This window comes from Rhizorhabdus sp., from assembly GCF_018006725.1.
Lineage (GTDB): Bacteria > Pseudomonadota > Alphaproteobacteria > Sphingomonadales > Sphingomonadaceae > Rhizorhabdus.
This window is the reverse complement of record NZ_JAGMXV010000034.1, coordinates 12,799-31,660: the sequence shown is the minus strand read 5'-3', so window position 1 is coordinate 31,660 and position 18,862 is coordinate 12,799. Positions and strand designations below refer to the sequence as shown.

Sequence of the window (18,862 nt, the reverse complement as noted above, 5' to 3'; positions counted from 1 at the left end):
ACCAGGTCGCGCCGCTGAACAGCCTCCTCCTGCGCCTTCTTCCTCACCGCCTTCCGCGCGACCGCGATCACTGCGGCTTCAGGGCAGCCGGCCCTGTACCTGGTCCTCGACTGGCAGGCCGCCTCGCCGGTCATGTTTGCCAGCCCCTCTTGCCTGAGGCTCGCCGCCACCTGTCCCCAGGACAGTCCGTCGCAGCGTAGCGACGTCATCCGGTCAAGCAGGTGATCCCGCCTCTCGGTGCGGTCGGCGGCAGCGCATTTTGATCGAGGGGCTTCCTGAAGCGTCATGGAACGGCTTGCCCTTGAAGTTAGGTCATCCCCGTCATGACGTTCGTCGAGGGTGAAATGTTGTGCCGGTTCGACATTTTTTTCCGGTGCACTCCTGTTCGGCCGGTTCCGGCAAAAAGCGATTTAACAGATATCTCTTAACGCCTTTAACGGATATCTGCTAAAACCCTTTTCGAGGAAACTCTGGACAAGCCGCGGGCCGGTACAGTCTCCCGCGTCGCGGCGGATTCGAACGAACTGAGCGTCGGAATCGACAAAACTCGATCGCCGTGCGTCATGCACCGCGAAGCTGGCGCCCTACTGGAGGTGTTCAATGAGCTACCCGTGCGGGAAACGCAGCCATGGTCAACGCAGCGGCCCGGGGTTGCCGGTATGAGGCGCGCAAGACGCAGCGGGCCCGCGGCCGTCGCGAAGCTCGTATGCGAGGGCTGCCGATACCACGAGCCGATCGTGGAGGGCAGTTCGTCCTATCATTGCATCCATCCCGCTGCCCGACCGGGGTTTTCCTGGCAGCTGGGCTGCGGTACCCCGAAATGGTGCCCCTTCCATCCTGGGCGGCTGGTTGCCGTCCCGCTGGCCGAGATCCAGCGCGACCTGGCCTACACCGATACGCCTGAGGGGCTGGCAGCACTCCGGGCGGACCAGGACTTTCGCCAGGACCTCGAACGTGCTGCGCGCAAACTCGGCCAGAGGCTCCCCAATGCAGGCTGAAATCACCCGCTTCCCATCGAACGACCGGCAGTCCCCTGCCCCTCCCTCGCTGGCAGAAGCCGCCGGATCGGCGGCGGCCTCCTCCAGCGGCCCGACGACTGCCGAGGCCGCGGCCAGGATCAGGCTCGGAATGGCCTCGAAAATGCACCCGCTGTTCCTGGACCTGGCGAAACTGATTTCCGGCCGATGCCTGATCCAGGGCTCGACCAACGCCGGGAAAAGCCGGACGTTGCGCCACCTCGTCGAGCAGGTCCACCGGCTGGTCACCGTCCACCTGGTCGACCCCGAAGGGGAGTTCGGCAATCTCGCGGAATTCATCGGGGCGACGACCATCCTCGGCGACCGGGTCGGCGAAGAAGCGCTGGCAGGCATCGCCGCCCGGTCGCGCCAGCATCGGCTGCCGGTGCATCTGGATCTCAGCGATATGGAGCCGGAGGACCGGATCCGGAAGTCGGCCGCCTTCTTCGGCGGGCTGATGGCCGCGCCGCGCGAGTACTGGCCCAGCACGGCGATCGTCGCGATCGACGAGGCCCACCTGCTCGCCCCGCATGTCGCCTCGACGGCGCGTGACGGGGAAGTCCGCCGGCAGGGTGTCGCAGCCCTAACCGATCTCTGCAGCCGCGGCCGCAAGCGGGGGCTGTGCCCGATCGTCAGCACCCAGCGGCTCGCGAAACTCGCCTCCTCCGTCGTCTCCGAGCTCCACAACTTCCTGATCGGCATCAACGTGTTCGATCGGGATATTGCCCGGGCGGCGGATCTGCTGGGCCTGACATACGACAAGGCGAGCCTGCTCCGCGACTTGCCGCCCGGGCATTTCTTCGCCTTCGGCCCGGCCCTGGCAACGCTGCCGATCGGCGTCCACATCGATGCGCCGATCACCGAGCACGCTGGCAAGACGCCCGATCTGGCGCCGCCGTCCTGGGCGACGCCGGCGGAGGCGCGCGCTCCTCGACGTCGACGGCGCAGCACCGGCACCTTCCGGCCGCCAGGTCGCTCCCGGCGGCAACATCCGCGCGCTGGACCTGTTCCTGCTCGATCCCCTCGCCCCCTCGGCTGCGGCGATCGCGAAAGCGCTCGTCGGCATCTCGCCGAGCGCGACCAGCACCGGTCAGTTCGCCGGGCATCTCGGGTTGTCGGACGATGAGATCGATAGGGCGGTCAGGCTGCTGGCCGACCTGGGCGTCGTGGACGTCATCCCGCGCCCGGACGATCGGATCGTACGGCTCAGCACCCGGCTCAGGCAGAAGGCGACGGCCGCATCCGTCATCTCGCTACCGTGAAGGATGTCGCTGGATGATCGACATCGATGTCGTCGAGCTCGTTGCGCACGCGCCCTCGCCACAAGACCCGGTGATGGCCAGGCTTCATGAGGTCGCGTTCAGGCCCGACGCCTGGCTGCCGTCCGACCTCGCCCGCCTGGCCGCGATGTTCCGGGAAGAGGCGAGCCTCGGGGAGATCGCCGGGGCGCTCGGCCGGACGATAAGGGCCGTCTCGACGAAGATCTATGAACTCGGCCTGCGGCGGGGAACCTCGCGGCAATGGACGCCGGAAGACGATGCGCTGCTCATGCAGCATTACCCGACGGCCGCCGCAGGCGCCGTTGCAGGCCTGCTCGGCCGCACGACCTGCGCTATCTATGCACGAGCCGGCGTTCTCGGCCTGACCGAACCCCAGGCTCCCCTTTGGACCGAATGGGAGGATTGGCAGCTCAGGCGGGCCTACGAGCTCGCGATGCCCACGCATCAGATCGCCGTGGTGATCGGCCGGCCCCATAGCGGCATCTGCAGCCGGGCCGGCACGCTGGGCTTACGCCATCCGTCTCATCAGCCGGACTGGGAGGCGTCCGAAATGGCCCGCGCGCTGGAGCTGGCCGAGGCCGGCCTCCGCTATCGCGCCATTGCGGCCCGGATGGTCGAGGAGGGCTTCCCGGATCGGGGCCACGATCCATTGGGCCAGATGCTGCGGAAGCTTGGCTACGGCCGAGGCTGGGGCCGCCCGTGGACGCCGGAGGAGGACGACCTGTTGCGGGTCACCTACGCGAACGGACTCTCGACTGCGCCGCTTCGGGACCGGCTAGGGCGCACGAAATGGTCCATCCGATGGCGTGTTGAAGAACTGGGGTTGCGCCATCCGAAGCCCGACGGTTTCCGCCTCGGTCCGGTTTGGTCGGATGAGGAAACCGCGCATCTGAAAGCCACCTATGGCAAGGTCAAGCCCAAGGAGATTGCCCGCCAGCTCGGACGGGATCTCCGCGCAGTCTATCAGCGCGCTTTTGCCCTGGGTCTGAAGACGAACAGGCACCGTGACTGGACGGCGGATGAGGACCGCGCAATCGCGCTGGCTTTTGAGCGGAACGTAAGCCTCGGCGCGCTGGTGCCGATCTTCAGGCGCGACCTGGCCGTCGTATCGAAGCGGGCCATCAAGCTGGGGTTCAGCTTCAAGCAGCGAGGGCGCGGTACGTCGGACCTCGGCTCCGACCCACCGTCGACAGTCGCAGGGCTGGTGGCAGCCCTGACCCCCGGTCCTCAACGCGATGAAGATGCCTAAGCGAAGTGGCCCCTTGGAGCCATCCCCGAAGGCCCCCTGAACGTCTGAATCGACTGAGCAGAACACGGGGTCGTCAGGGCCATCGAGATCCGTCTCATTGGTCCTCGTCTTCGCCTAGTGCAACGCTTCTATCGTCGATTTCATCGGTGAGGAACTCATCCAACGAAGTGTTCTCGACTGGAGGCTCTGCATCGCGGCGCCCGGTCACACCAAGCCTTTGGGCGACACCGGCAGCGATGGTTTCGAGCGCATTGTACGGAACCTGCATCAACGATCTGTTCGGAAGCAAGGTGGCTGTGCTTTCCGCGTACCGGGTCTCGAAAGTGTCGATCCTGGTCAGGCAGCAATAATAGGATGGCCTGAAGTCGCTGTATACTGGTGAAATTAAAGTATTAGTAACATGAGCTTCAATCCTGAGGCCCGCGAGATCGCCGATTTTCTTCTTGGTGGTCTCCGTTTCTGTCTCCAAATGTTCCAGCAAGACAGTATGTCTTCCGGGCTCGATTAAGGACTTCACCCAAGGTCGATCTCGAGGCACCAAGTGACGTAACGGTTCGGCATCGTAAACGTGAAGCAGATACCTTGCGGATGAGCTCCAATCACCCTGATCGTATGGAGCGCGCCGTCTATTCCTGGGGACAGTCATCGAAGGCTCGGGGAGCAGCGTCGTCAGTCTAATAAAGTCAGCGAGTAGATATCCCGTGTTGTGGGTTCGATTTGAAATAGATGGCTCCGCAATAGTACCAGACGGTCGCCTAAAAAATTTGCCCTCTAACCAGTTAAAATGACGCCAACCATAGTGACCAAGGTTGCTACTAGCGACGCGCAATCTTGATATGTTTAGAAAGAAATCTGCCCTGAAGTGCCTGGCTTGCTGCAACCCAGCGAACTGGCCGTTGGGCCGATATGGTCTTTCGACCTGAATGCACGCAATTGGATTCGGCGTGTTGTGTCCGTTCAGCGCCTGCAGAACCGCCAAAGAGAAGGCACCGATAATCCCGCCCTCGTATTCCTGGGTCTGATACCCAGATCCGTGCAATATTTCCGGCAAATTCAGAAAAGCTTGTTCGATCAGCATGAACCACCCTTTTTTTGCTTTAAACCCGGCTCGAAAACCGGTTATGCGCCGTGATCCTGCAGGCCCAGGGCTCGACCTCCCGCCCGTAGATCTCGTCACGCAGGAACGCCAGTTCCTCGTCCCGGCGCTCGTCCGCCACGTCCACGAACCAGGCGCGGGGCTTGCCGTTGGCATCGCCGTTCCAGCGATAGCGTCGCGCCTTCAGGCGGTCCTTCAGCTCGAACGGCGTGCCCTCGGCCCAGATGCGCCAGCTCGGCCGCCGGGCGGCGTCCAGCAGCTGCTGCATTGCGAGCGCGCCGCTGGCCGGCTGCCGACGTGCCAGCAGCTCGATCGCCGCCCTGCAATCGTCGACTGCGCGATGGCCGTCGAAGAAGAAGCCCTGGCGGGCCGCGAGGTAGCCGAGCTTGGTTCCCTCGAACCCCTCCTCCGCCCAGGGCACCTGCGACATCGAGCAGGCCCAGGGCCTGGTCTCGAAAATACCGTCGAGGCGCTCGGCGAACGGCCGGTCGAAGGCGGCGTTATGCGCGACGATCACCGCCGCGCCGGCGGCCATCGCCTTGACGGCATCGAGGTCGACCGCCTTGCCCTCGACCATGGCGTCGTCGATGCCGGTCAGCGCCGAGATCTCGGGCGGGATCGGGATGGACGGCTCGCGCAGGCTGGCATAGGCCTCGCCGATCTCGAATATCCTGCCGTCGGGGCCGTAGGTGAACGGGACCATCGCGATCTCGATGATCTCATCGCGGGCGGCGTCAAGGCCGGTGGTCTCCAGGTCGAGGAACACGGCTCTCCGCGTCGGCGTACCGTCAGCTGGGGTGATCACGGACCGCGGCTGGAGGCGGCGCAGCACCCTGTAGTCCGGCGATGCTTCCAATTCGGTCGCGATCAGCTCGATTTCCGCGTGACCGAGACTTGCGGTGGGTAGCGCCGCGGCCGCGTCCATCACGCCACCAGCTGTTTGAGCGTATCGAGCTCGGTGCCTGCGGCGGCGCGGGCGGCCTGCAGCTCGTAGTCTGCCTGGAGGCGCGCCCAGAACTCAGCCGAGGTGCCCAGGCATTTCGCGAGGCGCAGTGCCGTGTCACCGCTGATCGATCTGCGCCCCTTCACGATTTGGTCGACGCGGTTCAGCGGGACGCGCATCGCCTTGGCCAGCGCATAGGCGCTGATGCCGAGGGGACCGAGGAATTCCTCGCGCAGCACCTGGCCCGGATGTATCGGCGGCAACTGCTCGGGGTCGGTCTGAGTTTTCGCCATGGCGCGGTATCCTCAGCGGCGTTTGACGACTTCGATGTCGCAGGCGCCCTCGGTCTGCGACCAGCAGAAGCAGATGCGGTACTGGTAGTTGATGCGGATCGAGTGCTGCCCCGCTCGGTCGCCGGCCAACTGCTCGACACGATTCGCCGGCGGCAGGTCGACGGGGAACGGCTTGTTCAACCTGCGCCGGCGATCGTTTCCGCCTGTCCATGCTTCCACCGCGCCATCCCGGCAGTTTAGGTTCTTGGCAATAGTGACGCAATACGTCACCATCAATAAAGAGGGCTACAAAAAATACCGACCCGTAAAGTCCGGGGCAGGCCGCCAATTTGCCCAAGGTCACCAACAGGCGGCGGAAAGCTTATGCAACGTCGACAGCGGGGCCATGTCCGGCAATCACGCATCGGCCACACCCCAACTGTGATCGATGGAGAAGCGGAGGAGCGATGATGACGATACCTGATCGGCAAGCTGGAACCGGGATGCAGCAGGTGGAGCCCGACGAGCACCACGCCAGGCTCGTCGCCGAGATCACCGAGATCGGACGGCTCATGCGGGCAAGCGACGGCCGCGGCGGCTGGAGCACGGGGGAACGCATCGCTGGCGCGCTCATCTGCGACGAAATTCTGTGGCTGCCGGATGGCTACACCATTCCTGCGGCCGTCGATCGACTGGGCCATAGGTGGCGCACAGCGCTGATTGAGGCCGCCACCGGTAATCCGGCAATTAGCCCGAGCGATATCGATGACTCACCGCGTGCCGACCTGGTCGACAGGATCCGCGGCATTGCGAGTTCCCTTGTAGCCGATAACGGCAGAGGGTCCTGGAGCACAGGCGAACGCATCGCCGGCGCCCTCCTCGCCGGTGTGCCGGCTTGGCTGCCGTCCGGTTACAGCATCGTCGAGGCGATCGCGCGTCTCTCTGGCAACTGGCTGGGTGCGCTTATTGAGGCCGACCGGCTTGGCTGGCGGGACAGCGCCTGAAGGTCGGTGACGGCCCTTGCCAACGCCCTGCCGACCCATCCGCGACGCCCCAGCAGGGCACAGGCCATCGGGCCCGGCACCACCACCCGTTCGCGCGGCAGATGCGCGGGGAACGGCCGCCGCGACGATCGCTTGCGGGTGAAGGCCGCCACGGTCGTGGTCCTGGCCGCGGCCGTCTCGGCGGCGAGCTCGTCCTCGATGGCGGACGCCTCCAGTTCTTCCAACTGCCGCCGTGGACTGGTGCCTGCAGGCCGGTCCCCGGTCCCTGCCAATGCCATGCACTGACCCGTCCATGAGGCGTCGGATTGGCGAGGGCCATTCAGTACCGGCTTTCCTAAAAACCCAATGCCCGACATCAACAATCCATCTTGCTGAAGCGTCTTCTGCCCGGCCGGCAGATCGACCGGCGTTCAGATGTACGGGCCGCCGATGATCGACATCTTCATTACCTCGGGTTTGCCGCTCGATGACGTCGCGAAAATGCTCGGTGGATTCGACTGCGACCGGGTGCTCGTCCGCGGCGCGGGCCCGGTGCAGATCTGGCGGCGTTCGCCGCGGGGGTGGTGCCAGGTTGCTCCCCCCTCGCCCGGTATGGCGCGCCTCGTGGCAGAATTCGTCGAACTGGAGCATCGCGCAGATGATCTCCGGTTACATGCGGCCTATTTCGCAGATGCGCTTTTGCGTTCCACGGCCGCCATCAGCGCGGAAGGCGAGATCGACGCGCTGGTTGCCGCCTGCACGAGGGTGGTCGCCTGGTGCGAAGCGAACCGCCCGGGCGTGCTCCAGGCCGCCCTGCCGGCAGCGCCTTCCGATTCCGGACCGACCGGTCTTGGCGACTTCTCCGGCCTTGCCGACAGCTTGGCGACCAGCGCGGGCATCGTCTGGCGCGATATCGACGGCCTAGCCATCGCCTACCGCGCCGCCGAGCCTGTAGCGGCAGTCTATCGCGGCGATGGCGGTTGGTACTGGTGCGACCTGACCAGCGCCTTCGCCTATGGCGGCGGCCTGCTTGCCGGCCCCTGGCCGAACCTTCCGAGCGCCCAGGCAAAGGCATGCGGTCGTTTCTTCGCCATCTGCGATGCAGCGCCCGGCGAGCGGCGGGCGGCAATGGCAGCGTGCCCGATCGCCCTGCCCCAGGTGGTCCGCGCTGAAATCGCCGGTCTTATCGGCTACCTCACGCCATCGGGCAAGCCAGTCGCATAACAGCCCGTCAGGATGGCGGGCAGGAACGCCGATGTCGCGCCGTGCCCCGCTTCAGGGGCATCTCAAGGGTTCTGCGGCCCCTTTTCTTCCGGCACGGTCTTCTTCCTCGATCCCTGCCGCTCGACGACAACGAGCGAACAGTCGGGGAGCGGACGTTGCAGGCGCTTCAGCCCACGCGCGGGGGCCGTCATCCATTCCTCGCATTCTTCGCCCGGACGAAGAATCACGGGCATCGCCTTCTCATGGACTGGGCGGACATCGGCATTGGCATCAGTCGTCAGGAACCCATAGATGTCGATCATCACTTCACCCTCGGCCTTCTTGCGCAGGCCTTTCCAGCCGCGCAGACAGACGCCAGCAAAGAAGGCCAGCGGCTGGTCGGGTCCGAGAGCGAACCATGCCGTGCCCTTCGAGCCGTCAGGAAGACTTTCCGGCTCGGCGAAAGCCGTAAAGGGTACAAGGCACCTGTCGGCAGGCTCGAGGTACTCCTTCCAGGCGAAAAGGTTTCGGAGGTTGGTAATTCCTTTGTCGGTCGTTCCGGTCAAGCGCGCCGGTGGCGTCGGCATGCCCCAGCGCGCCAAAGCAAGCTCGCGCCCGTTTGGCCCATGGCGGACGATCGGCGCGGGATAGTCCGGATAGATACCTCCCACTCGCTGCTCAAGATTGCCGGTCAGGTCTACCATCACGCCGGCGCCCCGTCGGATGGCGTCCTGACCTGCAAGGATCCGATAAAGATTGCACATGTGCTCACTCCGCTTTGTCCCCTTCAGGCCGTCTACGAACGTCAGATCATGCTGACCAGCAAGTCGTTCAATACGGACGGTAGGCCCGGGGCGCTCTTGAGCGTGGACTTCCTCAATAGTCGCAGTTTGGCGACGGCCCGGTCGTAGATGGCAAGGTTGGTCTCTCCATTAAGGCGCGACGGGTAGATAATCCCATCGGGCATCTCGTTATGCTCGTGCAGGGCAAGCGACCATTTGCGGGAAAGAGCCTGATCGCTGGCCCTGGCGACATCGCTCGGGATGCCCATCCGCACTGCTCGGTCCGCGCGGAGGTCGACCAGCCTCAACCGTTCGGCGACTTCGATTTCCGCATATTGACGCTCGTCGAATTCCGATTCGTGGATCGGCAGATCCCCGGTCAGTCCATCGCGTTGGTCGCGCAGGACCGCTTCGAGAAAACAGACCTTCAGCGTCGCGCCGAGATAGAGGACACCGAAACGGCTGGAATCTTTCAAACGCCTTGGATCGCTGAACCGGCTGGGCGACTTGCCGAAGCCGAGAGCGTCTGGATATCGGCCGAGGTAAATGCGGCCGAACGCCTCGCCTTTTTGAACCGTATGCCATTCCAGGGGGCGGCTGGAGAAGCCAGGCGGAGGGGAAGTTTTTGCCATCTACGAGAAGTCCCGGCCGACACTCTCCGCCGCATCGAGCACCGCGCGCTGCTTGCCTCGTTCCAGTGCTTGCCTTCCCGTGAGCCCGTTCAGCTCACCATGGCGCTGGACCATAAAACGATAGACCGCCCACGGTCCCCCCAAACGTTTATGGAGCTCCGCGAGTTCGGGATACGGGTTGCCATTCGCGTCCAATTGCCAGCGAGGAAATCGATATCCTCGTTTCGTTCCTGTAAGCCCAAGGACGGCGCCGCTCCTTCGCTTGGTATTGATGGTCATGCGGCTAGTCCCCAGGAGCTCGGCAAATTCGTCGGCGGTAAGCATATCTTCCGCACCGAGAATTTCTGCGGCACGCAGGCGGCCACGCTCGCGGGCCGCGGTCAGCGCAGCCTCGAGATTGTCCACATCGGGTTCCTTGTGAGCTACGGTGGCGGTTTGGATAGTCTCCTCAATCGGCGACACCGCGACACTCCCTCGGGGGCCAAAATCGATACGAACACTTACCGTTCGGTCGCCGTGCCCAACGTTGGCGACATAGCCGGCCAGCTTTTTCTGGACCTTCTCCCAAACCGTCTTCCGGCCTGGATCTCGGGCTTCGGATTCAGTGACGAAAGCTCCTCTCGACGCGTCAAACCGCACTGCTTTCGCCCCCTGCCGCTGAAGGCGTTTGGCTTTTACCGGATTCACAATCTCGCCGGATACGCCGATCCGACCAGAAATGGTTTTTGGAGATGCCATGTCCTAACCTCCTGAAAACTCATTATATCTGCTTGGCGGCAAGTTTCGTCAAGTTCGTAAACCGAGACAACGAGCGCGGTTGCTCGCGACCGTCGATGAGAGTGAATCGGGCGCGTCCAGCCACACGTGCAGCCGGCTAGCGGTCAGCAACGGCTTGCGACATTTCCCTCCGCTGGTGCGTCAGGGTGGTGCGGCGCAGAGGGCGCCGCCGGAACATGGCGAGGCACTGCGGTGGGCAACGATATCGAACCAACAACCCGCGGGCGCTGGCAGGTCGTCGACGACATGCCCTACCGGCAGGAGATCTCCGACGGGCATTCCCGATGAGCGCCCGGCAGATACCGCGCGCCCTCAGGCTCGACCTTAGGGCGGCGCCGGACGACTTCGCGCTCGGCGAGATCGCCATCCTGCCGAAATTCGATACGGTCTTCCTCCACCGGGGCCGCTTCCGCCGCGAATACACGCTCGCCCGGGCGACGGCCATGCCGCGGCGCCGGAGCGACGTGTGTCCGACGAGAATCGACGTGGTGGCGCGGCTGCGCACGTCAGATGGCGCGCTGGACGACCTTATCTGGGCGGCGCTGGCGGCCCGGGCGAGGATCTTCGTCATCGATGCCCGGTCGGTCGCGCGCGAGTTGATCGCCTCCGGCCAGGCGCCGGCCTGCTGCCGGCGGGCGCTGATCCGCGACGACGCGCGGGATGGCGGCATGCCTCAGCGCCTTGCCCCGGGCAAGCGAGGCTTCGTCTGGCGGCCGCGGTTTGCCGAGACCGTGCAATGACCTGGATCAGCGCCTTGCTGATCGCCGCTCCCGCGGCGATCGCCTTCTCCTTACCCCCGCGCAGCTGGCTGCTTTGGCTAGCATGGCCTGTCGCCCTTCTGTTCGGCTCCATCGCGACCGCCCTGCCGATCGTTGCTGCCTTCGACCCGGTGGCTGCGGGTTACCTGAAGCCGGCCGTCTTCGCCCTGCTTCTCGCCTCCGCCGGCCTGTTCTGCAATCTGGCCGGCGCTGCCGACCTTGAGCCCTGGGCCCGCCGGCTGGCTGCCTGCGGCGCCCTGTTCGTCGGATGGGCGGCTGGCGCTGGAATGGCCACGGTCGTAGGCAGCGGCGTGCCGATGCTTAGGCCGTTGACGGGGCCATAGCGCCGACGTCTGGCTTCTGGCCGCCGGGCGCGCTTGATCGACGATCGGCCGCAGCCCAGGAGGCAACGGCCCGCAGATATCCGATCTCCGCCATATTTTGTGGTCCAGCACCCTCGATATACCGGATGCAGTCCGACACGGCGCGCACCCCAAGGGCTGTCGGTGAGCCGTTGATTTCGCCCCGTTGACTCCCGGCCGCATAAGTGAACATAACAGGAACATGAAACCAATTGCGGCTCCTCCCCCCCAGGCCGGCGATACGCCCCAGCCATCGCTGGCGAGCCTGCGCGATGAGATCGGCCGCATCGAGAAGCGACAGCCCGGGCCCCGCAAAGCCCTTTCCTTCGGCATACCCGCCGTCGACGCTGTCCTTCCGGGGCACGGGCTCGCCCGCGGCGCCCTGCACGAGATCGCCGGCGGCGGCGAGCAGGCGGTTTTCGGCGCGGCACCGACATCCTTTACGGCGGGTATCGCGGCCCGACTGGCCGGCCAGGTTCTCTGGTGCATGCGCCAGCGCGATCTCCACGCGCCGGCCCTCTCGCAGGCCGGGCTCGGGCCCGACCGCGTCATCTATGTCGACGCCGCCGGCGACCAGCAGGTCCTCCAGGCGATGGAGGAAGGCCTGCGATGCCGCGGCCTGGGCGCCGTGGTCGGGGAATTGTCGACGCTGGACATGACCGCGTCGCGACGCCTGCAGCTCGCGGCCGCCGACACCGGCGTCATGGCGCTCGCCTTGCGGCGCTGGCGCGACGCGCGCTCCGCCGACGCCTACGGCCGCCAGCCGACGGCCGCGACGACGCGCTGGCGGGTCACGCCGGTGCCCTCGCGCGCCCTGCCCGTCCCAGGCGTCGGCCGGCCAGTCTGGCATGTGGAGCTGATGCGGTGCCGGGGCGCTGGCGCCCGGTCATGGATCATGGAGGCATGCGATGCGTCGGGCCGCCTCGATCTGGCTGCCGACCTGGCCGACCGATCGCCTGCGGCGACGGTCCCACGCCGGGCTGCCGCCGGATAGCCCTCTCGCCACAGTCGTCATGGTCGCCGGCCGCCAGAGGCTGGCCGCCGTCGACCGCGCGGCGGCCGCGGCGGGCCTGCGACCCGACGTCCCGCTGACCGACGCGCGGGCAAGGGTGCCCGACCTGGTCGTCGCGCCGGCGGACGTGGCGGCCGACCTGGCGGCCCTCGAACGGCTCGCCTTCTGGATCCTCCGGCGCTACAGCCCGATCGTCGCGGTCGACCCGCCGGACGGCCTGTGGCTCGACGTCGCCGGCATGGGGCAGCTATTCGGCGGCGAGGATGAGCTGCTGGCCGATCTGGGCGCCGCACTCGCCGCGGCAGGCCTGGCATCCCGGATGGCAGCTGCAGACGCTGCCGGCGCGGCCTGGGCGGCGGCTCGATATGCGCCGGAGGCCGGCGCCCGAGGCCGGCTCGTCATCGTGCCCGGCCAGGAAGGCGCTCTGCTCGGCCCCCTGCCGATCGAGGCCCTGCGCCTGGCAGCCGAGAAGGCGTCGGCGCTGCGGCGGCTCGGCATCGAGACGATCGCAGAGCTCGGACGGTTGCCCCGCGCGCCACTGGCGTTGCGCTTCGGCGCCGAACCCGGGCGCCGCCTCGACCAGGCACGCGGACGCCTGGCCGAGCCGATCGCGCCGTTGCGTCTGCCGGCCGCCATCACCGCCCGCCGGTCCTTCCCCGAGCCCGTTATCCACCTCGATGCGGTCATGATCGCCGTCGACCGCCTGCTCGCAGAGGTCTGCAGGCGGCTCGAATCGGACGGCCGCGGCGCCCGCCTGGTCGACGTCCATTGCATGCGCGTCGACGGCGTCGCGGCCGTCCGAATTGGCACCGCCCGGCCGTCCCGCGACCGTAGGCTGCTTACCCGACTTCTTGCCGACCGCCTGGCCCAGCTCGACGCCGGCTACGGCATCGAGACGGTCGAGATGATCGTGGTGCTGGCCGAGCCGATGCCCTCGGTGCAGTTCGGGTCGGGCATCGTCGAGCCCGACAGCGACGACGCCATCGCCGGCCTCGTCGACGTGCTCGCCAACCGACTGGGACGCCGGCGGATCTTCCGGCTGGCCCCGGTGGCGAGCGACGTGCCGGAGCGCGCCGTCCGGCGGGCGGATCCGCTGGTGCCGCCGTCCGATCTGTCCTGGCCGCTGGCCTGGCCAAGGCCGCCGCGGCTGCTCGACCGCCCCGAGGAGATCGACGTTATCGCCGAGATGCCGGACCAGCCGCCGGCGGCTTTCCGCTGGCGTGGCGTTCGCCGGCGGGTGCGCCACGCCGACGGGCCGGAACGCATCACTGGCGAATGGTGGCGCCGCGACGCCGAACTGACCGCCGTCCGCGACTACTGGCAGGTCGAGGTCGAGGACGGGTCGCGCTACTGGCTCTATCGCTCAGGCGATGGCGTGCACCCGGAAACAGGGTCTCTCCGGTGGTTCCTGCACGGCGTTTTCGGCTGATGTCCTACGCCGAGCTGCAGATCACGTCGAACTATTCGTTTCTTCGTGGGGCATCGCATCCCGACGAACTGGGAGCCGCGGCCGCGGCGCTGGGCCTGCCGGCGATCGGCATCACCGACCGCAACAGCCTGGCGGGCCTCGCCAGGATGCATGTGGCGGCCAGGAACTTCGGCCTGCGCCTGGTGCCCGGCTGCCGCCTTGACCTGCTCGACGGATCGTCGGTCCTGGTCTATCCGACCGACAGGGCGGCCTACGGCCGGCTCTGCCGCCTGCTGACCGTCGGCAAGGCGCGCGCGGGCAAGGGGGGGTGCGCCCTCGCCTGGGGCGACGTCGAGGCCGCGGCGGAGGGGCTGATCTGCGTCCTCGTCCCCGACGAGCCGGGCGATCTCCTCGAGCTGCAGCTCGCCCGCCTGCGCGCCGCGTTCAGCAGTCGCGCCTATGTGGCGCTGACGCTCCGCCGGCGGCCCGGTGATGCGCTGCGCCTCCATCGCATCGCCACCGCGGCCGCCGCGGCCCGGATCCCGACCGTCGCGACCGGCGACGTCCTCTATCATGCGCCGGATCGCCGGATCCTGCAGGACCTGCTCACCGCCATCCGGCATGGCTGCACGATCGATGATCTCGGCACACGGCGGGAGCGGTTTGCAGACCGCCACCTGCAGAGCCCCGCGGAGATGAGCCGGCTGTTCGGCCGATATCCCGAGGCGATCGAACGCAGCCTCGAAATCGCCGAACGCTGCGCCTTCAGCCTGGACCAGCTGTCCTACCAGTACCCCGATGAAATCGCGGAACCGGGCGTGGCGCCGCAGCAAACGTTGGAGGCTGCCACCTGGGCCGGCGCGGCCAGGCGCTACCCGGAAGGCGTGCCCGCTTCGGTGGCCGACCAGATCCGGCGCGAACTGGCGCTGATCGACCAGCTGGCCTATGCGCCCTACTTCCTCACGGTCAATGCCATTGTCCGCTTCGCCCGCGGGCGCGGCATCCTGTGCCAGGGCCGGGGCTCGGCGGCAAATTCGGCGGTGTGCTACGTCCTCGGCATCACCGCGATCGATCCCACGCACCACGACCTTCTCTTCGAGCGTTTCATCTCGGTCGAGCGCAACGAACCACCCGACATCGACGTCGACTTCGAGCACGAACGCCGCGAGGAGGTCATCCAGCATATCTACGAGACCTATGGCCATGAGCGCGCCGCCCTCACCGCAACTGTGATTCGCTACAGGACGAGGGGTGCGATGCGCGATGTCGCCAAGGCGCTCGGCCTGTCGGCGGAGGTGTCTGCCGCGCTGGTGCGGCGCATGAAGGATGACGGCACAATCGACGCAGACGATGTCGCCGTCGAGTTCGGGGGCGATCGCCGGGTGCGGATCGCCCTGGAGCTGGCCGAGCAGATCCGCAATTTTCCACGCCATCTGAGCCAGCATCCCGGGGGATTCGTGCTGACGCGAGACCGTCTGGACGAGCTGGTTCCGATCGAGCCCGCCGCCATGGACAATCGCTCGGTCATCGAATGGGATAAGGACGATATCGACGCGTTGAAATTCATGAAGATCGATATCCTCGCTTTGGGAATGCTGTCCTGCATCAGGCGCGCTCTCGACTATATCGAAGACCACAAGGATATGCGGATTGGACTGGCCGACATCCCCACCGAGGATCCCGCGACCTACGACATGATCTGCCGGGCCGATACCGTCGGCGTCTTCCAGATCGAGAGCCGCGCTCAGATGGCCATGCTGCCGCGCATCCGGCCCCGGACTTTCTACGACCTGGTGATCGAGGTGGCGATCGTCCGTCCTGGCCCGATCCAGGGCGACATGGTTCATCCGTATCTCCGGCGCAGGGAAGGCCGCGAGCCCGTCGATTTCCCCCATCCCGATCTCGAGCGTGTCCTGGGCCGGACCCTCGGCGTACCGCTGTTCCAGGAACAGGCGATGCGGATCGCGATCGTCTGCGCGGGATTCTCCGGCGGCGAAGCCGATCAGCTGCGGCGCAGCATGGCCACCTTCAAGCTGACCGGCGGCGTGTCGCGGTTTCAGGAGCGCCTGGTCTCCGGCATGGTCGAGCGCGGCTATCCCAGGGAGTTCGCCGAGAAGGTCTTCGCGCAGATCCAGGGCTTCGGCGCCTATGGCTTTCCCGAAAGCCACGCGGCGAGCTTCGCGCTGATCGCCTATGCCTCGGCCTGGCTGAAATGCCATCACCCTGAGGTCTTCTGCGCGGCGCTCCTGAACAGCCAGCCGATGGGCTTCTACGCGCCGGCGCAGATCGTGCGCGACGCCCGCGAGCACGGCGTCGAGATCAGGCCGATCGACATCAATGCCAGCCGCTGGGACTGCGGCCTGGAGCCCACGGCCGGCGGTCGCCTCGCCGTGCGGCTGGGCTTTCGGCTGGTGCTGGGCCTCGCTTCGGCCGATGCCCTTCGGTTGGTGCTGTCGCGCGCCGACCGCCCGTTTTCCTCGGTCGAGGATCTCTGGCGCCGCGCCGGCGTGCCAGTCGCGGCGCTGACCCGCCTCGCCGATGCCGATGCCTTCCGGCCATCGATGGGGCTGGCGCGCCGCGACGCCATCTGGGCGATCCGCGGCCTGCGGGACGAGGAGCTGCCGCTCTTCGCGGCGGCAGCCGCGCGCGAACGAGTGGCCGTCCCCGAGGCGATAGAGCCGCCGGTGACGATGAAGCACATGACGGCGGGGGCCGAGGTCGTCGCCGACTATTCCCGGGCCGGCCTCACCTTACGGAAGCATCCACTCTGGTTTCTGCGGCAGGATCTCGCCCGGCGCGGCACCCTGCCCTGCTCCGACCTCCGGTCGATGCGCGACGGCCGCCGGGTGGCGATCGCCGGGCTGGTGCTGGTCAGGCAACGCCCCGCCTCGGCCGCCGGCGTCACCTTCGTCACGATCGAGGACGAGACAGGCGTCGCCAACCTGGTGGTCTGGGAACAAGTTGGCCTGCGCTTACGCGGGACGTTGCTCGCCGCGTCGCTACTGGGCTGCCGCGGGCGAGTTCAGCGCGAGGGTGACGTCATCCACCTGGTGGCCGACGACCTGCTCGACCATGACGATCTGCTGCGTAGCCTGTCGCTCCGGGACGGCGAGCGCTCAATCCCAGAGGGGCCCGCCGTGCCAGCCTCGGCGAGCCTACCCAGTTTGAGCCGGGATTTTCGGTAGGACACCAATTGACATAAGGACTCAAATTCTAGAAAATGTGTCCAAACCAAACAGGAGGACACAATGGCCGGCGAGTTGAGCGAAACCCTGAAGGCGCGCGTCACACAAGGCACAAAAACGACCTTCGAGGAACTGGCCGCCATGCGGGGTGTCCCGGTCTCCGACCTCGTGCGAGGGGTTCTGGAGCATTGGGCCGTCGAGAACGCGGGTCACTTGACGGACCGGGTCATGGTCGTCATGTCTCGCCCATTAGGATGGCAAGAGGGTGCCTGGAAGATCCGGGCGAAGCTCAAGAATCCGGGAGAGATCGCGCATTGGGATCGCCCCATCTCGTTCGAAATTCCTAACATCCCCAAGCGAATTTTCATCCCGGATCGTGAACTCTCGGCCCACTACCTGACGGTGATGGGGAGTTCGCCCGATAACATCATTCAGCTGGGCCAGCTGATTAATGGAGAATGGGCAGCAACCGTCTATTCAAACGGAATCGAGGAGGGGCAAAATCCATCACCAAAAGACGTGGTGCGCGATAGGATCCGGACAGCGATCGAGGCCGTGGTGGATCGCCTGCCACGGCAAAGTCCTGTAATCGGCAACGCGTATGTGTGAGGAGAGGTCGACCATGATCAGGCCTTTCGAAACATCTCTTCGGGGCAACGGGCGCTACCGAGCCATGGGGCTCCACACGATGGATGCGATAGAGCAAATCCGGGCCCGAGGCCTCGAAGCGGCGATCGAGGCGATGGCGACGGTCGGCGGCGTGGTCGATGAAAAGGACCGACCCCGCATGGCCCGCGACCTGCTGAACCAGATCCAGCGGACGCCGGCAGCGTGGTTCCGGCCATGGGTTGACCTCGACGTGCCCCTGCAAACGTTCCCCGACGGCTCGTCATCCGTTGAGCGGATCAGCAGGATTCCAACCGTTTCCTGGAGCTTCCTGGGCAGCCGTCAGATCGGGCGGGTCAAGTGGTACACAGTGTCCCGTGTTGTCCATCATCTACCGTCGCGCCCGACCGTTGCCGCATGAACGGCGGCGACGGCGCCGAACATGGCCGGCCCGCGGAACCGGACGATCTGGCCCCACGACCATCGCTGAGCGCGCGGGACCTCACCGCGATCACCCGTTTCTACGCAGCGCCGGACGGAAGCAACGTCTACCTGATCGAATTCTGGGACCCATCCCGTCCGCCCCAGGATGAATTTGCCTTGCCTGCCGTCATCGGCACCTGGCGCGCCATCGAGGTGGTGGCCGACGACCTCCCGGGCGCGGAACGCGCCGCCCTCCGCCACTTTCCACTAGCGGAGCGAATAGCAGACCTCACGCCTGGTTTCCGGCCGGCAGATGGGCGGTACACATGGCGACGCAGTACCGACCGGGCCAAGCTGGTCGCCGAGATCGACGGTCGGCAAAAACGGTAGGGCCCCCCGCTGAGCGCCGACAGCGGTCGAAGGCCCATTGGGGCTCAGCCCACCAGCCTGTAGCCGCGGCGCGTCCGCAGGCGATCGAGCGCGTCGAGTTCCGCTCGGCCGGCCTCTGCATCGGCCAGTAGCCTGGTCGCCTCGCCGCCCCGGTTGTTGTGCCGGCCACCCCAGCGGCGAACGAGAACAAGGTCGCCCAGGAGGTCAACGGAGACCGTTGCCGTGTAGTACCTGGTGCTCGAGATCCAGTAGCGCGCCATCGGGAACATAAGGTGATTCTAGTCACGGGAGGGCTCGTTAACAACCCTCAGATCCTCCGATCCATTAGTTGCAAGGAATTATTGACAAACCCGCTCCCATTAAAGAACCTCGCTCTAAAGCGCTAGACAAGATCGCCGGGGGTGTGATGAGGAACTTGGTATTTCTAGGTACTCTGAGCGCGACAGTATTGTTCGCCGTCCCAACTCTAGCAAATCCAGATGTAA

23 protein-coding genes and 1 pseudogene are annotated in these 18,862 nt (G+C 66.1%); 14 read left to right on the top strand and 10 right to left on the bottom strand.

Going from position 1 to position 18,862, the window contains the following annotated elements; translation table 11 throughout:
* Positions 1 to 287 (bottom strand): hypothetical protein (locus KAY22_RS07525; protein WP_296621803.1); only part of this gene is annotated, 287 nt, incomplete at its 3' end.
* A 450-nt stretch (positions 288 to 737) separates the two neighbouring features.
* Here KAY22_RS07525 and KAY22_RS07520 point away from each other — a divergent pair.
* Genes KAY22_RS07520 through KAY22_RS07505 form a run of 4 tightly spaced genes read left to right on the top strand, consistent with a single transcriptional unit; the run spans position 738 to position 3,545 of the window.
* Positions 738 to 998: a hypothetical protein gene (locus KAY22_RS07520; RefSeq protein WP_296621801.1), complete on the top strand. Its 261-nt coding sequence runs from the start codon at positions 738 to 740 to the stop codon at positions 996 to 998.
* Entirely contained in the window at positions 988 to 2,142 is a 1,155-nt protein-coding gene (locus KAY22_RS07515) for a DUF87 domain-containing protein (protein WP_296621799.1), read from the top strand. Before KAY22_RS07520 ends, KAY22_RS07515 begins: the two co-directional genes overlap by 11 nt.
* Positions 2,129 to 2,278 carry a hypothetical protein gene (locus KAY22_RS07510; RefSeq protein ID WP_296621797.1) on the top strand — a complete coding sequence of 50 codons (150 nt, stop codon included), beginning with the start codon at positions 2,129 to 2,131 and terminating at the stop codon, positions 2,276 to 2,278. Before KAY22_RS07515 ends, KAY22_RS07510 begins: the two co-directional genes overlap by 14 nt.
* A 13-nt stretch (positions 2,279 to 2,291) precedes the next feature.
* Positions 2,292 to 3,545 (top strand): hypothetical protein, encoded by a 1,254-nt coding sequence (locus KAY22_RS07505; protein WP_296621795.1) that lies wholly within the window; start codon positions 2,292 to 2,294, stop codon positions 3,543 to 3,545.
* A gap of 94 nt (positions 3,546 to 3,639) precedes the next feature.
* Here the strand turns inward: KAY22_RS07505 and KAY22_RS07500 are convergent, their stop codons facing one another.
* From KAY22_RS07500 to KAY22_RS07485, 4 genes are read right to left on the bottom strand one after another with little or no spacing between them, the layout of a single operon-like run.
* Positions 3,640 to 4,623, bottom strand: a complete 984-nt coding sequence (locus KAY22_RS07500; protein ID WP_296621794.1) for a hypothetical protein — start codon at positions 4,621 to 4,623, stop codon at positions 3,640 to 3,642.
* A 19-nt stretch (positions 4,624 to 4,642) separates the two neighbouring features.
* Positions 4,643 to 5,566: a 3'-5' exonuclease gene (locus KAY22_RS07495; RefSeq protein ID WP_296621791.1), complete on the bottom strand. Its 924-nt coding sequence runs from the start codon at positions 5,564 to 5,566 to the stop codon at positions 4,643 to 4,645.
* Entirely contained in the window at positions 5,566 to 5,877 is a 312-nt protein-coding gene (locus tag KAY22_RS07490) for a HigA family addiction module antitoxin (RefSeq protein ID WP_296621789.1), read from the bottom strand. Before KAY22_RS07490 ends, KAY22_RS07495 begins: the two co-directional genes overlap by 1 nt.
* A gap of 12 nt (positions 5,878 to 5,889) precedes the next feature.
* Positions 5,890 to 6,057 carry a type II toxin-antitoxin system RelE/ParE family toxin gene (locus KAY22_RS07485; RefSeq protein WP_296621787.1) on the bottom strand — a complete coding sequence of 56 codons (168 nt, stop codon included), beginning with the start codon at positions 6,055 to 6,057 and terminating at the stop codon, positions 5,890 to 5,892.
* 266 nt (positions 6,058 to 6,323) lie between these two features.
* Here KAY22_RS07485 and KAY22_RS07480 point away from each other — a divergent pair, with 266 nt between their 5' ends.
* Positions 6,324 to 6,860, top strand: coding sequence for a hypothetical protein (locus KAY22_RS07480; protein ID WP_296621785.1), 537 nt, complete (start codon positions 6,324 to 6,326; stop codon positions 6,858 to 6,860).
* Between the two features lie 59 nt (positions 6,861 to 6,919).
* On the opposite strand, the pseudogene KAY22_RS07475 reads toward KAY22_RS07480, so the two are convergent.
* Positions 6,920 to 7,087 (bottom strand): annotated as a pseudogene (locus tag KAY22_RS07475) (IS66 family transposase); the annotation flags it as partial.
* 202 nt (positions 7,088 to 7,289) lie between these two features.
* Here KAY22_RS07475 and KAY22_RS07470 point away from each other — a divergent pair.
* Complete coding sequence (locus KAY22_RS07470) at positions 7,290 to 8,063, top strand: hypothetical protein (protein WP_296621783.1); 774 nt, start codon at positions 7,290 to 7,292, stop codon at positions 8,061 to 8,063.
* Positions 8,064 to 8,125: 62 nt separating this feature from the next.
* Here KAY22_RS07470 and KAY22_RS07465 read toward each other — a convergent pair whose 3' ends face one another.
* Genes KAY22_RS07465 through KAY22_RS07455 form a run of 3 tightly spaced genes read right to left on the bottom strand, consistent with a single transcriptional unit; the run spans position 8,126 to position 10,194 of the window.
* A complete protein-coding gene (locus tag KAY22_RS07465; protein ID WP_296621781.1) occupies positions 8,126 to 8,806 on the bottom strand; it encodes an SOS response-associated peptidase family protein in 681 nt (226 codons plus the stop codon).
* Positions 8,807 to 8,847: 41 nt separating this feature from the next.
* The gene (locus KAY22_RS07460) at positions 8,848 to 9,456 is read right to left on the bottom strand and encodes an RES family NAD+ phosphorylase (protein WP_296621778.1); all 609 of its coding nucleotides are present in this window, start codon (positions 9,454 to 9,456) and stop codon (positions 8,848 to 8,850) included.
* Positions 9,457 to 10,194 carry a helix-turn-helix domain-containing protein gene (locus tag KAY22_RS07455; protein WP_296621777.1) on the bottom strand — a complete coding sequence of 246 codons (738 nt, stop codon included), beginning with the start codon at positions 10,192 to 10,194 and terminating at the stop codon, positions 9,457 to 9,459.
* 323 nt (positions 10,195 to 10,517) lie between these two features.
* On the opposite strand from KAY22_RS07455, the gene KAY22_RS07450 reads away from it, so the two are divergent.
* The 8 genes from KAY22_RS07450 to KAY22_RS07415 all read left to right on the top strand — a co-directional run bounded on the left by KAY22_RS07450 (position 10,518) and on the right by KAY22_RS07415 (position 18,377).
* The gene (locus tag KAY22_RS07450; RefSeq protein WP_296621775.1) at positions 10,518 to 10,973 is read left to right on the top strand and encodes a hypothetical protein; all 456 of its coding nucleotides are present in this window, start codon (positions 10,518 to 10,520) and stop codon (positions 10,971 to 10,973) included.
* A complete protein-coding gene (locus KAY22_RS07445) occupies positions 10,970 to 11,335 on the top strand; it encodes a hypothetical protein (protein WP_296621772.1) in 366 nt (121 codons plus the stop codon). Before KAY22_RS07450 ends, KAY22_RS07445 begins: the two co-directional genes overlap by 4 nt.
* 220 nt (positions 11,336 to 11,555) lie before the next feature.
* Complete coding sequence (locus tag KAY22_RS07440) at positions 11,556 to 12,347, top strand: damage-inducible protein (protein WP_296621770.1); 792 nt, start codon at positions 11,556 to 11,558, stop codon at positions 12,345 to 12,347.
* Entirely contained in the window at positions 12,262 to 13,794 is a 1,533-nt protein-coding gene (locus KAY22_RS07435; protein WP_296621767.1) for a DUF6504 family protein, read from the top strand. Before KAY22_RS07440 ends, KAY22_RS07435 begins: the two co-directional genes overlap by 86 nt.
* Positions 13,794 to 16,958: an error-prone DNA polymerase gene (locus KAY22_RS07430; protein ID WP_296621765.1), complete on the top strand. Its 3,165-nt coding sequence runs from the start codon at positions 13,794 to 13,796 to the stop codon at positions 16,956 to 16,958. Before KAY22_RS07435 ends, KAY22_RS07430 begins: the two co-directional genes overlap by 1 nt.
* Positions 16,959 to 17,021: 63 nt before the next feature.
* Positions 17,022 to 17,567, top strand: a complete 546-nt coding sequence (locus KAY22_RS07425) for a hypothetical protein (protein ID WP_296621763.1) — start codon at positions 17,022 to 17,024, stop codon at positions 17,565 to 17,567.
* 13 nt (positions 17,568 to 17,580) lie between these two features.
* Positions 17,581 to 17,985 carry a hypothetical protein gene (locus KAY22_RS07420; RefSeq protein ID WP_296621760.1) on the top strand — a complete coding sequence of 135 codons (405 nt, stop codon included), beginning with the start codon at positions 17,581 to 17,583 and terminating at the stop codon, positions 17,983 to 17,985.
* Positions 17,982 to 18,377: a hypothetical protein gene (locus tag KAY22_RS07415; protein WP_296621757.1), complete on the top strand. Its 396-nt coding sequence runs from the start codon at positions 17,982 to 17,984 to the stop codon at positions 18,375 to 18,377. The genes KAY22_RS07420 and KAY22_RS07415 overlap by 4 nt, the downstream gene beginning before the upstream one ends.
* 44 nt (positions 18,378 to 18,421) lie before the next feature.
* Here the strand turns inward: KAY22_RS07415 and KAY22_RS07410 are convergent, their stop codons facing one another.
* Positions 18,422 to 18,646 carry a WGR domain-containing protein gene (locus tag KAY22_RS07410; RefSeq protein WP_296621755.1) on the bottom strand — a complete coding sequence of 75 codons (225 nt, stop codon included), beginning with the start codon at positions 18,644 to 18,646 and terminating at the stop codon, positions 18,422 to 18,424.
* Positions 18,647 to 18,862 lie beyond the last annotated feature (216 nt).

Coding starts and splice junctions, on each gene's coding strand:
- KAY22_RS07480 (WP_296621785.1), top strand. CDS start 6,324: ATGATGACGATACCTGATCGGCAAGCTGGAACCGGGATGCAGCAGGTG.
- KAY22_RS07515 (WP_296621799.1), top strand. CDS start 988: ATGCAGGCTGAAATCACCCGCTTCCCATCGAACGACCGGCAGTCCCCT.
- KAY22_RS07505 (WP_296621795.1), top strand. CDS start 2,292: ATGATCGACATCGATGTCGTCGAGCTCGTTGCGCACGCGCCCTCGCCA.
- KAY22_RS07410 (WP_296621755.1), bottom strand. CDS start 18,646: ATGTTCCCGATGGCGCGCTACTGGATCTCGAGCACCAGGTACTACACG.
- KAY22_RS07420 (WP_296621760.1), top strand. CDS start 17,581: ATGATCAGGCCTTTCGAAACATCTCTTCGGGGCAACGGGCGCTACCGA.
- KAY22_RS07460 (WP_296621778.1), bottom strand. CDS start 9,456: ATGGCAAAAACTTCCCCTCCGCCTGGCTTCTCCAGCCGCCCCCTGGAA.
- KAY22_RS07430 (WP_296621765.1), top strand. CDS start 13,794: ATGTCCTACGCCGAGCTGCAGATCACGTCGAACTATTCGTTTCTTCGT.
- KAY22_RS07440 (WP_296621770.1), top strand. CDS start 11,556: ATGAAACCAATTGCGGCTCCTCCCCCCCAGGCCGGCGATACGCCCCAG.
- KAY22_RS07445 (WP_296621772.1), top strand. CDS start 10,970: ATGACCTGGATCAGCGCCTTGCTGATCGCCGCTCCCGCGGCGATCGCC.
- KAY22_RS07500 (WP_296621794.1), bottom strand. CDS start 4,623: ATGCTGATCGAACAAGCTTTTCTGAATTTGCCGGAAATATTGCACGGA.
- KAY22_RS07470 (WP_296621783.1), top strand. CDS start 7,290: ATGATCGACATCTTCATTACCTCGGGTTTGCCGCTCGATGACGTCGCG.
- KAY22_RS07450 (WP_296621775.1), top strand. CDS start 10,518: ATGAGCGCCCGGCAGATACCGCGCGCCCTCAGGCTCGACCTTAGGGCG.
- KAY22_RS07425 (WP_296621763.1), top strand. CDS start 17,022: ATGGCCGGCGAGTTGAGCGAAACCCTGAAGGCGCGCGTCACACAAGGC.
- KAY22_RS07415 (WP_296621757.1), top strand. CDS start 17,982: ATGAACGGCGGCGACGGCGCCGAACATGGCCGGCCCGCGGAACCGGAC.
- KAY22_RS07435 (WP_296621767.1), top strand. CDS start 12,262: ATGCGTCGGGCCGCCTCGATCTGGCTGCCGACCTGGCCGACCGATCGC.
- KAY22_RS07455 (WP_296621777.1), bottom strand. CDS start 10,194: ATGGCATCTCCAAAAACCATTTCTGGTCGGATCGGCGTATCCGGCGAG.
- KAY22_RS07465 (WP_296621781.1), bottom strand. CDS start 8,806: ATGTGCAATCTTTATCGGATCCTTGCAGGTCAGGACGCCATCCGACGG.
- KAY22_RS07495 (WP_296621791.1), bottom strand. CDS start 5,566: ATGGACGCGGCCGCGGCGCTACCCACCGCAAGTCTCGGTCACGCGGAA.
- KAY22_RS07490 (WP_296621789.1), bottom strand. CDS start 5,877: ATGGCGAAAACTCAGACCGACCCCGAGCAGTTGCCGCCGATACATCCG.